This window comes from Leucobacter sp. NPDC058333, assembly GCF_042726155.1.
Taxonomy (GTDB): Bacteria; Actinomycetota; Actinomycetes; order Actinomycetales; family Microbacteriaceae; genus Leucobacter.
The window spans coordinates 1,210,395-1,224,573 of the sequence record NZ_JBHXHV010000001.1; the positions used below are offsets into that span (position 1 = coordinate 1,210,395).

General features: G+C 65.9%; 10 protein-coding genes. 4 read left to right on the forward strand and 6 right to left on the reverse strand.

Annotated features, from left to right (window positions below):
• Position 1: 1 nt before the first annotated feature.
• Complete coding sequence (locus tag ACFWHR_RS05705) at positions 2–3,691, reverse strand: multifunctional oxoglutarate decarboxylase/oxoglutarate dehydrogenase thiamine pyrophosphate-binding subunit/dihydrolipoyllysine-residue succinyltransferase subunit (RefSeq protein ID WP_382447298.1); 3,690 nt, start codon at positions 3,689–3,691, stop codon at positions 2–4.
• A gap of 243 nt (positions 3,692–3,934) precedes the next feature.
• On the opposite strand from ACFWHR_RS05705, the gene ACFWHR_RS05710 reads away from it, so the two are divergent.
• Together ACFWHR_RS05710 and ACFWHR_RS05715 are read left to right on the forward strand one after the other, a co-directional pair.
• On the forward strand, positions 3,935–5,263 hold the full coding sequence (locus tag ACFWHR_RS05710) for a hemolysin family protein (RefSeq protein WP_382447299.1): 1,329 nt from the start codon (positions 3,935–3,937) through the stop codon (positions 5,261–5,263).
• Positions 5,260–6,306, forward strand: coding sequence for a hemolysin family protein (locus ACFWHR_RS05715; RefSeq protein WP_382447300.1), 1,047 nt, complete (start codon positions 5,260–5,262; stop codon positions 6,304–6,306). The genes ACFWHR_RS05710 and ACFWHR_RS05715 overlap by 4 nt, the downstream gene beginning before the upstream one ends.
• Positions 6,307–6,354: 48 nt before the next feature.
• Here ACFWHR_RS05715 and ACFWHR_RS05720 read toward each other — a convergent pair whose 3' ends face one another.
• The 3 genes from ACFWHR_RS05720 to ACFWHR_RS05730 form a co-directional block, all read right to left on the reverse strand.
• On the reverse strand, positions 6,355–6,939 hold the full coding sequence (locus tag ACFWHR_RS05720; RefSeq protein ID WP_382447301.1) for a hypothetical protein: 585 nt from the start codon (positions 6,937–6,939) through the stop codon (positions 6,355–6,357).
• Positions 6,940–7,096: 157 nt separating this feature from the next.
• Positions 7,097–8,302, reverse strand: a complete 1,206-nt coding sequence (locus ACFWHR_RS05725) for a homoserine O-acetyltransferase (protein ID WP_382447302.1) — start codon at positions 8,300–8,302, stop codon at positions 7,097–7,099.
• 76 nt (positions 8,303–8,378) lie between these two features.
• Positions 8,379–9,704, reverse strand: coding sequence for a bifunctional o-acetylhomoserine/o-acetylserine sulfhydrylase (locus ACFWHR_RS05730; RefSeq protein ID WP_382447303.1), 1,326 nt, complete (start codon positions 9,702–9,704; stop codon positions 8,379–8,381).
• 370 nt (positions 9,705–10,074) lie between these two features.
• Between ACFWHR_RS05730 and ACFWHR_RS05735 the strand changes: the two genes are divergently transcribed.
• Together ACFWHR_RS05735 and ACFWHR_RS05740 are read left to right on the forward strand one after the other, a co-directional pair.
• A complete protein-coding gene (locus ACFWHR_RS05735; RefSeq protein WP_382447304.1) occupies positions 10,075–10,848 on the forward strand; it encodes an SDR family oxidoreductase in 774 nt (257 codons plus the stop codon).
• Entirely contained in the window at positions 10,845–11,570 is a 726-nt protein-coding gene (locus ACFWHR_RS05740) for a uracil-DNA glycosylase (protein ID WP_382447305.1), read from the forward strand. The genes ACFWHR_RS05735 and ACFWHR_RS05740 overlap by 4 nt, the downstream gene beginning before the upstream one ends.
• A gap of 51 nt (positions 11,571–11,621) precedes the next feature.
• On the opposite strand, the gene ACFWHR_RS05745 is transcribed toward ACFWHR_RS05740, so the two are convergent.
• Both ACFWHR_RS05745 and ACFWHR_RS05750 read right to left on the reverse strand, forming a co-directional pair.
• Complete coding sequence (locus ACFWHR_RS05745) at positions 11,622–13,094, reverse strand: amino acid permease (protein WP_382447306.1); 1,473 nt, start codon at positions 13,092–13,094, stop codon at positions 11,622–11,624.
• Between the two features lie 78 nt (positions 13,095–13,172).
• Positions 13,173–14,117: an agmatinase family protein gene (locus tag ACFWHR_RS05750; protein ID WP_382447307.1), complete on the reverse strand. Its 945-nt coding sequence runs from the start codon at positions 14,115–14,117 to the stop codon at positions 13,173–13,175.
• Positions 14,118–14,179 lie beyond the last annotated feature (62 nt).

The window sequence follows — 14,179 nt, forward strand, 5'->3', positions numbered from 1 at the left end:
CCTAGGCGTCGCCGTCAAACCGCAGTGCGCGGGAGATCAGTTCCTCCTGCTCAACCGCGTGCACCTTCGCCGAACCCGTTGAGGGGGCAGCGGAGGCCGCGCGCGACACGACGCTGATGCGATCGTTCGCGAGCTGCTTCGAGAGCTCGAGCGAGATGAAGGGCCATGCGCCCTGGTTCTCTGGCTCGTCTTGCACCCACACCAGCTCGGCGCCCTTGTACTGCGCGAGCACGCGACCCATCTGCACGGCGGGGATCGGGTAGAACTGCTCGACACGCACCACAGCAACGCGGGGGTCAGGGTTCTTCTCGAGTGCGCTGCGGAGATCGTAGTAGACCTTGCCAGCAACGAGCAGCACGCGCTCGACGCGTGCTGGCTCGGTCACCACCGGGTCATCGATCACCGGCAGGAACCCGCCCTGAATGAAGTCTTCCACCGCCGACGTTGCGCCGCGCAGGCGCAGCATCGACTTCGGCGTGAACACAATGAGCGGCTTGCGCGGCCGGGCGTATGCCTGGCGACGCAGCAAATGGAAGTAGTTCGCGGGCGTCGAAGGACGCGCCACGATCATGTTGTCTTCGGCACAGAGCTGCAGGTAGCGCTCGATACGCGCCGAGGAGTGGTCGGGGCCCTGACCCTCGTAGCCGTGGGGGAGCAGCATGACGACCGAGGACTGCTGGCCCCACTTCTGCTCGGCGGCGGCGATGTACTCGTCGACGACGGCCTGCGCCGTGTTCGCGAAGTCACCGAACTGGGCTTCCCACAGCACGAGTGCGTCTTCGCGCTGCAGCGAGTAGCCGTACTCGTAGGCGAGCGCAGCGTACTCCGAGAGCAGCGAGTCGTAGATCCAGAATCGCGCCTGCTCCTCAGAGAGGTTGAGCAGCGGGATCCACTCCTGGCCGTTTGCCCGGTCGTGGAACACTGCGTGCCGCTGGGCGAAGGTGCCGCGGCGGGCATCCTGACCCGCGAAGCGCACCGCGGTGCCCTCCATCAGCAGCGAGCCGAGTGCCAGCAGTTCGCCAAAGCCCCAGTCGATGCCGCCTTCGCGGCTCATCTCGAGGCGCTTGTTCAGCAGTTGCTGCAGCTTCTGGTGCACGGTGAAGCCCTCGGGCTTGTTCGCGTGCGCGTCGCCGATGCGCTCGATCACGGTGCGATCGACGGCGGTTTCGAACACCTGGTCCGAGCGGCCGGCCGCTCCGGCGTTCTCGCCGATGCCGCTGTTGTCGATCACGGGGATCGAACCGGTCTGCGCCGCGTGCGTCTCCTGGAAGGCGCGCTCCAGGCGATCCTGGAAGTCCTGCTTCGCCCGGTCGTACTCTTCCTCGGTGATGTCGCCGCGACCGACGAGCGCGCTCGTGTAGAGGCGGCGCGTCGAACGCTTAGCCTCGATCAGGTCGGTCATCAGCGGCTGGGTCATCGAGGGATCGTCTCCCTCGTTGTGCCCGCGCCGGCGGTAGCAAACGAGATCGACGATGACGTCGATGTGGAAGCGCTGGCGGAACTCGTACGCGAGCTTCGCGACGCGCACGACCGACTCGGGGTCATCACCGTTCACGTGGAAAATCGGAGCCTGAACGACCTTGCCGATGTCCGACGAGTACGCCGTGGAACGCGAATCGAGCGGCAGCGTCGTGAAGCCGACCTGGTTGTTGATGATGATGTGAATGGTGCCGCCGGTGCGGTACCCGCGCAGTTGCGACATCTGCATCGTCTCGTACACGATGCCCTGACCGGCCATCGCGGCGTCGCCGTGAATCAGAATCGGCAGCGTGGTGAACGAGCCAATCGGCTTCAGATCTTGCTTTGCGCGCACGATGCCCTCGAGTACGCCGTCGACGGTTTCGAGATGCGAGGGGTTCGCCGCGAGGTGGATCGGCACCTGGGTACCGTTCGGCGCGGTGAAGACGCCGGAGGTGCCGAGGTGGTACTTGACGTCACCCGATCCGGCCTTCTTCGCCTGGGCACCCTCGAACTCACGGAAGATTTGTCCGTAGGTCTTGCCGGCGATGTTCGACAGCACGTTCAGGCGGCCACGGTGGGCCATGCCGACGTCGACGCTGTCGACGCCGTCTTCTGCCGCGTCAATGAGCATTGCGTCGAGCAGCGGAATCACGGTCTCGCCGCCCTCGAGGCTGAATCGTTTCTGGCCGACGTACTTCGTCTGCAGGAAGGTCTCGAAGGCCTCGGCCTCGTTGAGCTTCTCGAGGATGCGCATCTGCTCGTCGTGGCTCGGCTTGGCGTAGGGCACCTCGAGCTGGTCGCGGAGCCACAGGCGCTGCGCCGGATCTTGAATGTGCATGTACTCAATGCCGATCTTGCGGCAGTAGGAGTCACGCAGCACGCCGAGAATGTCGCGGAGAGGCATGGTGCGCTTGCCGCCGATGCCGCCGGTCGCAAATTCACGATCGAGGTCCCAGAACGTGAGCCCGTGCGATTCAATCTCGAGATCGGGGTGCGTGCGCTGCACGTACTCAAGCGGGTCGACATCGGCCATGAGGTGGCCGCGCACGCGGAATGAGTTGATGAGCTCCTGCACGCGTGCGGTCTTGTCGACGGCGCCGAACACATCGACGTGAATGTCGGAGGCCCACTGCACTGGCTTGTACGGGATGCGCAGCGCGGCGAAGATCTCTTCGTAGAAATCGTGCTTGCCGATCAGCCGCTCGTGCACGAGCTTCAAGAACTCGCCCGACCCGGCGCCCTGAATGACCCGGTGGTCGTACGTGCTGGTCAGCGTAATCGTCTTCGAGATGCCGAGGCGGTTCAGCATCTCCTGCGAAGCGCCCTGGAACTCTGCGGGGTACTCGAGCGCACCGGCGCCGATGATGCTGCCCTGGCCGGGCATCAGTCGCGGCACGGAGTGCACCGTACCGATGCCGCCCGGGTTGGTGAGCGAAATGGTGGTGCCCTGGAAGTCGTCTGCCGTGAGCTTGTTGTCACGGGCGCGCTTGACGATGTCTTCGTAGGCGGCGAGGAACTCGTTGAAGTCGAGCGCCTCGGCGCGCTTCACCGATGGCACGAGGAGCGAGCGCGTGCCGTCAGGCTTCGGCACGTCGATCGCGATGCCAAGCCCGATGTGGGCCGGGGCGACGAGTGACGGCTTGCCGTCGACCTCGGCGTAGCTGACGTTCTGGCTCGGGAAATCCTTCAGCGTCTGGATCAGCGCCCAGCCGATGAGGTGCGTGAACGACACCTTGCCACCGCGGCTGCGACGCAGATGGTTGTTGATGACGATGCGGTTGTCGATGAGCAGCTTCGCCGGGATCGTGCGAACGCTTGTGGCGGTCGGCACCGAGATGCTCTGATCCATGTTCTTGGAGAGCGTGCGGGCCATACCCTTGAGCGGCGTGACGCGGTCTGCCTCCGGCGCGGTCTGCTCGACCTTTGCTCCGCGGGCGCTGGGGGCGTCTGCCGGAATCGGGGCGACGCGTGGCGCCGCCTTCGTGGTGCGGGCGGGTTGCGTCGGTGTTGTGATCGGGCTGGTCGCCGGAGCGCCGCCGGTCACAGGCGCCGTCGGCGTCGCTGCCGCTGACTGATCTGCGCCGTACTTCTCAAGAACCGGCCACCACGACCGATCCACCGCGTTCTTGTCGACTTGGAATTGCTTCCAGAGCTCGTCCACTAGCCACGCATTCGCGCCGAAATCTCCTGCGGGACCAGCTTGATTGGTGGTCTCCGTGCGCTCCGCCAAAGCGACTTCCTCTCGTTCGTGCACCAGTTGCAAGATTGATGTAGTCGGAGGTACTGGCTTCTGAGCCGTACCGCCGACAAGCCTACGCCTTTCCGTGGCCGAATGCGCTGATACTCCCAGCGCGATCACCCCGTTCTGGTGGTAATCTCGTAGGGCTATGGATGTTGATTCTCGAAGACCCTCTGACCCTCCGAGTACCTGCCGCGCTGTGGCGCGGCACTTCGTCCATTTCTGGGGCCGTGGATGAGCGACTGGCTCCTCCTCCTTATTGGAGTGGTACTCACACTCGGCACGGGCATCTTTGTTGCCTCCGAGTTCTCACTCGTCGCGCTCGATCGCCAAGATCTTGAGCGGCGGCGCGGCGCGGGGGAGCGCGGGCTTGACCGCGTGATCCGCGGCCTGTCACGCACCTCGACCCATCTGTCGAGCGCGCAGCTGGGCATCACACTCACGACGCTGCTGGCCGGGTACACGCTCGAACCGGCGCTCAGCAATTTCCTTGACGCACCGCTCGGTGCGCTGGGAATCCCCGAAGACTTGCGGCGCGCGATCAGCGCGCCGATCGCGGTCGCCGTTGCGACGGTGTTCTCAATGATCGTGGGCGAGCTCGTGCCAAAGAACTTCGCGATCTCACGGCCGCTTGCGACAGCGCGATTGGTGATGCCGGCTCAGGCTGCATTCACGACGACGCTGAAGCCCGCCGTCGTGGTACTGAACGGCAGCGCGAACGGCATCCTGCGCTCGCTCGGCATTGAACCGCAGGAGGAGCTGTCGGGTGCTCGCTCGGCCGAAGAGCTCTCCTCGCTCGTGCGGCACTCGGCGAGCGCCGGGCTACTCGAAGCTGACACAGCGACGCTGCTCGATCGCACGCTACGGTTTGCCGAACTCTCGGCGGGCGATGTGATGACCCCCAGGCTCAAGGTCGAGAGCCTGCAGCGGCTCGAACCTGCCCAGGCAATCCTCGAGCTTTCGGGTCGCACCGGGTTCTCCCGCTTCCCGGTCATTGACGAGGATCGCGACGACATCGTTGGTGTGGTGCACGTGAAGCAGGCGGTCGCCCTGCCGCGCGCGAAGCGCGGTGACGTGCCGGTGGCGGCACTGATGGAAGACGCAGTGCGCGTGCCAGAGACGATGCACCTGGATCAGCTGCTCGAAGAGCTGCGCGCGAGCGGTTTCCAGCTCGCGATCGTGGCCGACGAGTATGGCGGTACGGCCGGAATCGTGACGCTCGAAGACCTGGTCGAAGAGATCGTCGGCGAGGTCGCTGACGAGCACGACCGAGCCGCGGCCGGCGTCGTCGGTACAGCGGAGCAAATGAGTTTTCCCGCTGATCTGCGCCCAGACGAGGTGCGCGAGCAGACCGGAGTCGAGATTCCAGAAGACGACGCGTACGACACGGCCGCGGGTTACGTGCTCCACGAACTCGGTCGTATTCCTGTGGCCGGTGATGAAGCCGAGCTGCCAGACGGTGGCACCCTGCGCGTGATGCGCATGGAGGGCCGCCGCATTGCTCGGCTGCAGTACACGAGCCCGCCCACCGCTGTGGCTCCGAGCGAGGGGGATCGCGCATGAGTGACTGGGCGGGAATCGTCTGGCTGGTCGTGCTGCTCGCGGCCAATGCCTTCTTCGTTGGCGCGGAGTTCGCCGTCATCTCTGCGCGGCGCTCGCAGATTGAGCCGAAGGCTGAGGCCGGGTCGAAGCGTGCACAGACGGCGCTCTATGCGATGGAACACGCGACGCTGATGCTTGCGACAAGCCAGCTCGGCATCACCGTGTGCTCGCTGCTCATTCTGAACGTCTCTGAGCCAGCGATCCACCATCTCCTCGAGGGTCCGCTGCACTGGACGGGTATCTCCGACCAGGCAGTTATGATCGTCGCCTTCGTGCTGACCCTGCTTGGCGTCTCGTATTTGCACGTTGTATTTGGCGAAATGGTGCCGAAGAACGCCGCATTCTCGATGCCGGATCGCGCGGTGCTCTTGCTCGCACCGCCTCTGGTGGCGATTTCACGCATTTTCCGGCACATCATTGCGGCGTTGAACGCGATCGCGAACGGCGTGCTGCGGCTTTTCGGGGTCGAGCCGAAGTCGGAGACGAACAGCACCTTCACGCTGGAAGAGGTGGCGAGTATCGTCAGCCACTCCACCAGGGAGGGCGTGCTCGAAGACCGCAGCGGCGCGCTGACCGCGGCGTTCGAGTTCACCACGAAGCGCGCGCAAGACTTGCTGGTGCCCTCGGATCGACTCGTGGTGCTGCCCGCCGGGTCGACCCCAGAAGACGTTGAGGCGGCGGTGGCGCGTCACGGATTCTCGCGGTACCCGATCGCCGATGCGAATGGTGAGCTTGTCGGCTACGTCCACATCAAAGACCTCGTGCGGCTCGGCGAAGACCGCATCACGCAACCGATCCCGGGTAAACGCATTCGCGAAATGGAATCCGTGCACGCGGGTACCGAACTCGAAGACGTGCTCGCGCGCCTGCAGGGGAGAGGCATTCACCTCGCCCGCATTCACGATGACGCGGGCACCGTGCTCGGCGTCGTCTTCCTGGAAGACGTCATCGAGGAGCTCGTCGGCGAAATTCACGACGCGACGCGGCGCCAGCGCTTCGCCTGAGCGCCGCGCTATCGCGCTGCTCATGCGATGCGCGCGAGGTGAGTCGCGCTACTGCGCGGTGAGCACGAGGTGCGCCGAGACCTCGTCGAACGGCAGGCCAGCCGTCGACACCATCAGATTGTCTGGAATGGTGAACGTGACGTCGAACTGCGCCTGATCTTCGCCGAGTTCCGTCGGTTTGAGTTCAACGCTCGTGTTTGGCTGCGCAACGCCCCCGACGGAGAGCGTGCCAACGGAGGTGACGGTCGCCGCAACGTCGTCGCGCACGAGCATCGTCGGCTTCGTCTGCACGTACGAGGCATTCGGAAAGTCAGCGATGCTCACCTGTAGTTCGGCCGACGTAATCATCCCGTCGCGCACAACCATGGTGCCCGTGGACGAGATGCGGTCACCGAGTGCCTTGCTGAGCGCGTCAGACCCGAGCGGGGCGATCAGGTGAATCTCCGACACATCGTACGTGCGGTCGACCGGCACGCTCAGCAGATTTGAGTCTGGCGCGGCGCGCAGCTCGGCGGCGTGTGCGTCGACATCGACCGCCGGGGCGCAGCCAGCGAGGCAGAGCGGGATGGCGGTCGACACAGTGGCGACCAAACCCCAAGCGCGCCACGAGGAGCGCGCGTGCACGATAGCCAAGCGAATGCTCCTCTGTCGGTGACGCTGAGACCCGGCTGTCACGCCGGTGGTACGTGAAGAGCGTACGACTGAAAGGTGGGAGGCTTCCGTGTACCCCCTGCAAGGGCGTTCAGGGTCGGTGTCGCGGGCTGGCGTCGCGGGTCGAGGCCATGGCCGGTCAGACCGCGAGCAGGCGGCGCAGTTGCGTACCGACGCGCTCGAACTCAATGAGAAAGGCGTCGTGACCGAACGGGGAATCAATACGGGTCGCCAATGCGCCATCGAGGCTACCCGGAGTGTTGCGGGCGATTTCGTCTTGCCCCGCCAGGGTGAACAGGCGATCGCTGGAAATGCCAAGCACGAGCGTGGGGAGCTCGAGGGTAGCGAGAGCGGCGCGCACGCCACCCCGCCCGCGCCCCACGTCGTGCGAGTTCATGGCCTGCACGAGGGTGACGTAGCTGTTGGCGTCAAAGCGTCGCGTGAACTTGTTGCCGTGAAAATCGAGGTACGACTCGACGGCGAACCGCCCGCCGTTGCCGAGCGGGCTCACCGCCGACTGCCAGGCGCGGCCGAAGCGCTCGTCGAGCTCGGTGCTGCTGCGATAGTTGAGCAGGGCGAGTCGTCGCGCCGTCGCGAGGCCGTGGTGTGGGCCGACACCGTCGGGGGCGTCATAGTAATTGCCGCCGCGGTAGAACGGGTCGGAGCGGATGGCCTCGAGCTGCACGAGGTTCAGGCCGATCTGGTCGGCGGTGGTCACCGGCGGGGCGGCGATGACCGCGAGACGAGCAGCGCGATCCTGGTGGGAAATGCCCCACTCGAGCGCGTGCATACCGCCCATTGACCCGCCGATCACCGCCTCGAACCGGTCGATACCGAGTGCGTCTGCGAAGCGCGCGGTGGCTGCGACCTGATCGCGGATCGTGAGATACAGAAAGCGGCCACCCCACTCTCGGCCAGCCGTGTCGAGTGAGCCCGGGCCGGTCGAGCCCTGGCAGCCGCCGAGCACGTTCGGAGCGATGATGCAGAAGCGATCGGTATCGAGGGGTCTTCCTGGCCCGACGATCTCCGTCCACCAGCCGTCCGTTGGATGGCCCGCCGCAGCGGGGCCGACGAGGTGACTATCGCCCGTGAGCGCGTGGAAGACGAGGATTGCGTTGTCGCGCTGCGCGTTGAGCTCACCGAAGGTCTCGTAGGCGATGCGCACATTGGGCAATACTCTGCCGGACTCAGTAGCAAGGTCGCCGATAGCGACGAACGAGCGCTCGCCAACAGGGTCACCGTCTCGCCAGCCGCCCGAGATCGGCGGCCGCCCCATCAGCGCGCGCAGCTGCGCGTCGGTGATGAAGTCGGTCGGAAACGAATCCTCGGGAGTCTGCCAGTCCATGAGCACCCATTCTGTCGTGGTGCGCGGGGGCGGGGGCGAATGTTACGCGCCGTCTCCGCCCCCGCGACGAGCGGAGTCAGGCGTTGGCTGCCGCCTCAGCGACGACCTTCCGCGCGGCCGCGAAGCCCGCCTCGAGATCGGCCTTAATGTCGTCGATGTGCTCGAGTCCCACTGAGAGGCGAACGAGACCCGGCGTGACGCCAGCGGTCAGCTGCTGCTCGGGCGTGAGCTGCGAGTGCGTCGTCGATGCCGGGTGAATGATGAGACTGCGGACATCGCCGATGTTCGCGACGTGGCTAAAGAGCTCAACATTTTCGACGACCGCGCGACCCGCATCCACCCCGCCCTTGAGCTCGAACGAGAGCACCGCGCCAACGCCCTTCGGCGCGTAGCGGTTGGCCGCGGCGTACCAGGGGCTCGACGGCAGGCCCGAGTAGTACACGGTCGCGACGTCGTCATGGGCGTCGAGCCACTCGGCAACCTCCTGCGCGTTCTGCACGTGGCGCTCGACGCGCAGCGACAGCGTCTCGATGCCCTGCAATAGCAGCCAGGCACTGATCGGCGCGATCGAGGCACCGAGGTCGCGCAGCAGCTGCACGCGTGCCTTGATGATGTAGGCGATCGCGTCGCCGACGGCACCCGTGTAGCTCACCCCGTTGTAGGAGGGGTCGGGTTCGGTCAGGCCGGGGAACTTGTCGACGTGCTTCGACCACTCGAACGTGCCGCCGTCGACGATCACGCCGCCGAGCGTCGTGCCGTGACCGCCCAAGAACTTCGTGGCTGAGTGCAGAACAATGTCGGCGCCGTGTTCGAACGGACGCACGAGGTAGGGGCTCGCGACGGTGTTGTCGATGATGAGCGGCACGCTGTTCTCGTGAGCAACGTCGGCGACGGCGCGAATGTCGAGTACGTTCGAGCGCGGGTTCGCGATCGACTCTGCGAAGAACAGCTTTGTGTTCGGGCGCACCGCGCGCTGCCACGCGGCGACATCGTCCTGATCCTCGATGAAGGTCACCTCGATGCCGAGCTTCGCGAGCGAGTACTTGAACAGGTTGTAGGTGCCGCCGTAGATCGACGCCGACGACACGATGTGGTCGCCGGAGTTGGCAATGTTGAGCACGGCGAACGTCGATGCTGCCTGGCCGCTCGCCAGCAACAGCGCTGCGGTGCCGCCCTCGAGCGCGGCGATGCGATCTTCGACAACCCCCTGAGTCGGGTTGCCGATGCGCGAGTAGATGGGCCCGAACTCGGCGAGCGCGAAACGATTGCCCGCCTGCGCCGTGTCGTCAAACACGAACGAGGTGGTCTGGTGGATCGGAACAGCGCGGGCGCCGTTCTCGTCGGGCTGCTGCCCGGCATGGATCTGGCGGGTCTCGAATCCCCAGGTGTTCTGGTCGGTCATGGTGGCTCCTCGGTTCGGTGGTCGCGGGTGTGGGTGCGTGTGATGCGGTGAGGTGCTTGCGGTGATGCTGAAGCGTGGTTCGAGCGTACGAGAGGTCACCCAGAGGGGCAATGGACCGGGACGCACGGCGTAACGTGCGGCGAGCGTGCCACCCCGCTGCGCCGAGCCCCTTCCAGCGCGCCGAGCCCCTTCCAGCGCGCCGAACCCCTTCTGAATGCGCGCTCAATCGAGAGGGGCTCGGCGAGCGGCAAGGGGGTCGACACGACCGCCGGAGCCAGGCGGCCGTGAAGTCACGCGATGAGCGCTGTGGGGCGACCACAGCTAGGCTCGGGATCAGAACTCAGTACACCGAACTCAGAGGGAGAAGCGCATGCAGCGACGCGTCGTGGTAACGGGAGCCAGTTCAGGAATCGGGGCCGCGACGGTGCGTCGCTTCGCCGAGCTCGGCTGGGACACCGTGGCGGTCGCGCGTCGCGAGGACCGCTTGCAGGCGCTCGCCGCCGAGACCGGGGCGCACCCCATCGTCTGCGACGTCACAGACGAGGCACAGGTCGAGCGACTCGCAACCGAGGTCGCCGCGACGGGCGGTGCAACCGCGCTCGTGAACAACGCGGGCGGGGCCCTGGGAACGGAATCGGTTGAGCGATCATCGAACGACGACTGGCGACGCATGTTTGAGGTCAACGTGATCGGGCTGCGCTCAGTCACAGCTGCACTGTTGCCCGTCTTGCGAGAGGGCGCCCGCGGTTCGGGGTGGGCTTCGATCCTGAATCTGACTTCGACCGCGGGCCTCGACGCCTACCCGGGTGGCGGCGGATACAACGCCGCGAAATACGCGGCGCACGCGGTTACCAACGTGCTGCGACTCGAACTCGCAGGCGAACCCATTCGCGTGATGGAGCTTGCACCCGGGCTCGTGCATACCGAGGAGTTCACTCTGAACCGGCTGCGTGGCGACGCCGCCGCCGCGGCGAAGCCGTACGCCGACGTGATCCCGCTGCAAGCCGAAGATGTCGCGCGCGTGCTCGTCGGGGCGTTCGAACAGCCGCCGCACGTGAACCAGGATCTCATCGTGCTGCGCCCCGTCGCACAGTCGAGCGTGTTTCACACCCACCGCGGCGAACTGACGCCGAAGGCAGAATGACGGGCGGGCCAGCTGTGGGTGCTGGGTCGGGCGCGGGAGGCAAGGTAGGTGGCGTTGCCCCTGACTGGGCAACCGCGCTCGCACCGATCGCGACGGAGCTCGCAAGTGTTGAGCGGTTCGTGGCCGAGGAACGAGCGACCGGAATAGAGGTGCTTCCCGCGCGGGATCGGGTACTCGCAGCCTTTGAGCGCCCGCTCGCCGACGTGCGCGTGCTGATCGTTGGGCAGGATCCCTACCCAACGCCTGGGCACCCGATCGGATTGTCGTTCGCGACCTCCGCCGACGTGCGCCCAATTCCCCGCAGCCTGCGCAACATCTACCGTGAACTGCACGACGATCTGGGCATCGCGCCCGCGCAACACGGGGACCTCACTGCCTGGGCGGATCGCGGCGTGCTGCTGCTGAACCGCGTGCTAACCGTGCGCGCGGGAGAGGCAGGCTCCCATCAGCGGAAGGGGTGGGAGGCGGTCACCGAACACGCGATCCACGTCCTTTCGGCGAGAGGAGGGCCGCTCGTCGCGATTCTGTGGGGTAAGCCGGCGCTTGCACTGGCGCCGCTACTCGGTGATGTGCCGCACATTGCGAGCGCGCACCCTTCGCCGCTTTCAGCCTCTCGCGGATTTTTCGGATCTCGCCCGTTCAGCCGAGCAAACGAGGCCCTCGCGGCGCAGGGAGCCGCCCCGATCGACTGGTCACTCCCGGCCCCAGAAACCCTCTTCTAACCGCCCGCCCCTGCCCGCCCACCCGGGGAAGACAGAGGGGGAGAGGATTGGTCAGCGGCTGGTCGGGTCTATGACCGCGATTGGCTCCGTGTGGTCCGCGAGCGGGTACGGTTGCCGACCGGCGCCGCGCACGAAGGCGAAGTAGCACGCGGTCAGCACGGCGACCCAGATGAGTCCGACCCAGAGCGCGGGGCGCGAGTCTGGCACGATGCCAACGAGTACGATGACGAACACGATAAACCCGACCGTGAGCCACGACGCGACCGGCCAGAGCGGAGCCGGGAACTCGCTCGGCAGCCGACGATCGCGCGCGATTTCGGCCTTCATGCGGATGTGCGCGATCAGAATCACGAGCCACACGAGTACGGTCGCGAACGTCGCGAGCGCGCCGAGCAAGAACAGCACCTGGTCCGGGTAGAGGAAGTTCAGCACCACACCGACGAGTAAACCGACCAGCATCGTGATGACCGTCATGATCGGCACGCCGTTGCGGGTCGTGCGCGTGAACGAGCGAGGCGCTTGGCCCTGCTCAGCGAGGCCGTGCAGCATCCGACCCGCGCCAAAGATGTCGGCGTTCATCGCCGAGAGCGCCGCCGTGACGAGAATGACGTTGAACGCGGCGGCGGCCGCTTGGAAGCCAACCGACTCGAAGATCGAGACGAACGGGCTCGTCTCGCCAGTGATGTCGACCCACGGCTGGATGCACATGATCACCCCGAGTGTGAGCACGTAGAAAAGCAGGATGCGAATCGGCACGGAGTTGATCGCCTTCGGTAGCACCTGCTTCGGATTCTGCGCCTCGCCAGCGGTCACGCCGATGATTTCGATGCCCCCGAACGCAAACATCACAATGGTGAATGACGCGATCAGGCCCCAAATGCCGTGCGGCATGAATCCGCCGTGGTCGACGAGGTTTTGCGGGCCCATCTGATCGTGACCAGCGATGTTGAAGCCGAACAGGATGATCGCGACGCCCGCGACGATCAACGCAATGATCGCGACGATCTTAATCAGGGCGAACCAGAATTCGAGCTCACCGAAGACCTTGACGCCGATGAGGTTGATCGCCGCAATGAAACAGACGACGGCGAGCACCCACACCCACTGCGACACGTCGGGGAACCAGAACCGCATGTAGACGCCGATCGCTGTCGCGTCGAACACCGCGACGAGAAACATCTCAAACGCGAAGGTCCAACCGACCAGAAATCCGGCGAACGGGTGGATGTAGCGCGACGCGTACTGACCGAAGGATCCGGAAACCGGGTGCCGCACCACCATCTCGCCGAGTGCGCGCATCACCATGAAAACGGCCGCGCCACCGATAATGTACGCGATGAGTACGGCGGGGCCGGCGGTCTGAATAGCGCCGGACGACCCCATGAAGAGGCCGGTGCCGATCGCCGATCCGAGTGCCATGAACCGAATATGCCGCGCAGTGAGTCCGCGGTGCAGGCCCGATTCGGGAGTCTCCTCGGCGGGTGCGGTGCCGGCGCGAGCGGTGTCGGCATCAGAAATGGGCATGGTTAATCCTTTCATCGTTGAACGGACGCGTGTGACGCGGGCGCCTGATAAGGGGCGCTGCTGGGAGCGAGTGACTGGCTAGCGGCTGAGCCGGGTGGCGAGGCCGGCGGCGGCCTCGAGTACGAGGAGCGCGGCGAGCCGCACGGTGCGCGCGTCGCCTGCGTCAGCGGTCGCATCGACCTCAGCGATGTCGATGCCGCGTACGCGTGGATCTGCCGCGAGTAGACGGGTAGCGCGCCGAAGCTCGTGCGCCTGCAGACCCCCTGGAATCGAGGCGGGGCAGCCTGGTGCGACCGAGCGGTCGCAGACGTCCACGTCGAGGTCGACGTGCACCGGCCCGCCACCTTCACCCGCGATGTCGAGCGCTTCGGCAACGACCTCGGTCATGGGCCGGTCGTGCAGCTCATCGCGGTGAATGATCGTAATGCCGAGATGCTTCGCCCGCTCCCGGTACGTGCGGGAGTTCGCGAAGTCGGCGATCCCGATCTGCACGATGCGTCGCGGATCCAGACCCGCCTCGACGAGGCGGCGCACGGGGGAGCCGTTGCTGCGCCCGTCGCGCAGGTCATGATGGGCGTCAAAGGTAATGAGACCTGCCTGGCTGAGCTGATCGCCGGCGACTCCCAGTGCTGCTGGCACGGTGAGCGCGTTGTCGCCGCCGAGCGCGACGACGAGCGCCGCACGCTTCGCGAGCTCGGCGATCCTGGTCGCGGCCGCCTGCTCTCCCGCCTCGGTGTCGGGATCAACGCAGTCGCCCGCGTCGACAATGCGCAGCGCCTCATCGAGCACGAGTTCGGACTCGGTACCGCGCTCTCCCGGGAGCCCGGGGGCGACGACGTGGCCGGAGTACCGTCGCAGCGCATCACGCACTGCGGCGGGCGTTTCATGCGCGTTCGAAGGTGACAGCGATGTCCGAGACGTGGGCACGCCAATCACTGCGAGGTCGAAGTCGCCCGTGCCCGCGGGCTCAGCCCAGCCGCCGGTGCGCGGCCATGATGGGTCGTGAGACAGGGTGGTGGCCATGGGCGACTCCTTCTACAGATTGGATGCGTGACAATCGTGCGGCGATCGCCGGTGACTCGCAC

Bases quoted from the DNA above. Each gene is read 5' to 3' on its own strand.
- ACFWHR_RS05735 (WP_382447304.1), top strand. From the start codon at position 10,075: ATGCAGCGACGCGTCGTGGTAACGGGAGCCAGTTCAGGAATCGGGGCC.
- ACFWHR_RS05725 (WP_382447302.1), bottom strand. From the start codon at position 8,302: ATGGACTGGCAGACTCCCGAGGATTCGTTTCCGACCGACTTCATCACC.
- ACFWHR_RS05750 (WP_382447307.1), bottom strand. From the start codon at position 14,117: ATGGCCACCACCCTGTCTCACGACCCATCATGGCCGCGCACCGGCGGC.
- ACFWHR_RS05730 (WP_382447303.1), bottom strand. From the start codon at position 9,704: ATGACCGACCAGAACACCTGGGGATTCGAGACCCGCCAGATCCATGCC.
- ACFWHR_RS05745 (WP_382447306.1), bottom strand. From the start codon at position 13,094: ATGCCCATTTCTGATGCCGACACCGCTCGCGCCGGCACCGCACCCGCC.
- ACFWHR_RS05710 (WP_382447299.1), top strand. From the start codon at position 3,935: ATGAGCGACTGGCTCCTCCTCCTTATTGGAGTGGTACTCACACTCGGC.
- ACFWHR_RS05715 (WP_382447300.1), top strand. From the start codon at position 5,260: ATGAGTGACTGGGCGGGAATCGTCTGGCTGGTCGTGCTGCTCGCGGCC.
- ACFWHR_RS05740 (WP_382447305.1), top strand. From the start codon at position 10,845: ATGACGGGCGGGCCAGCTGTGGGTGCTGGGTCGGGCGCGGGAGGCAAG.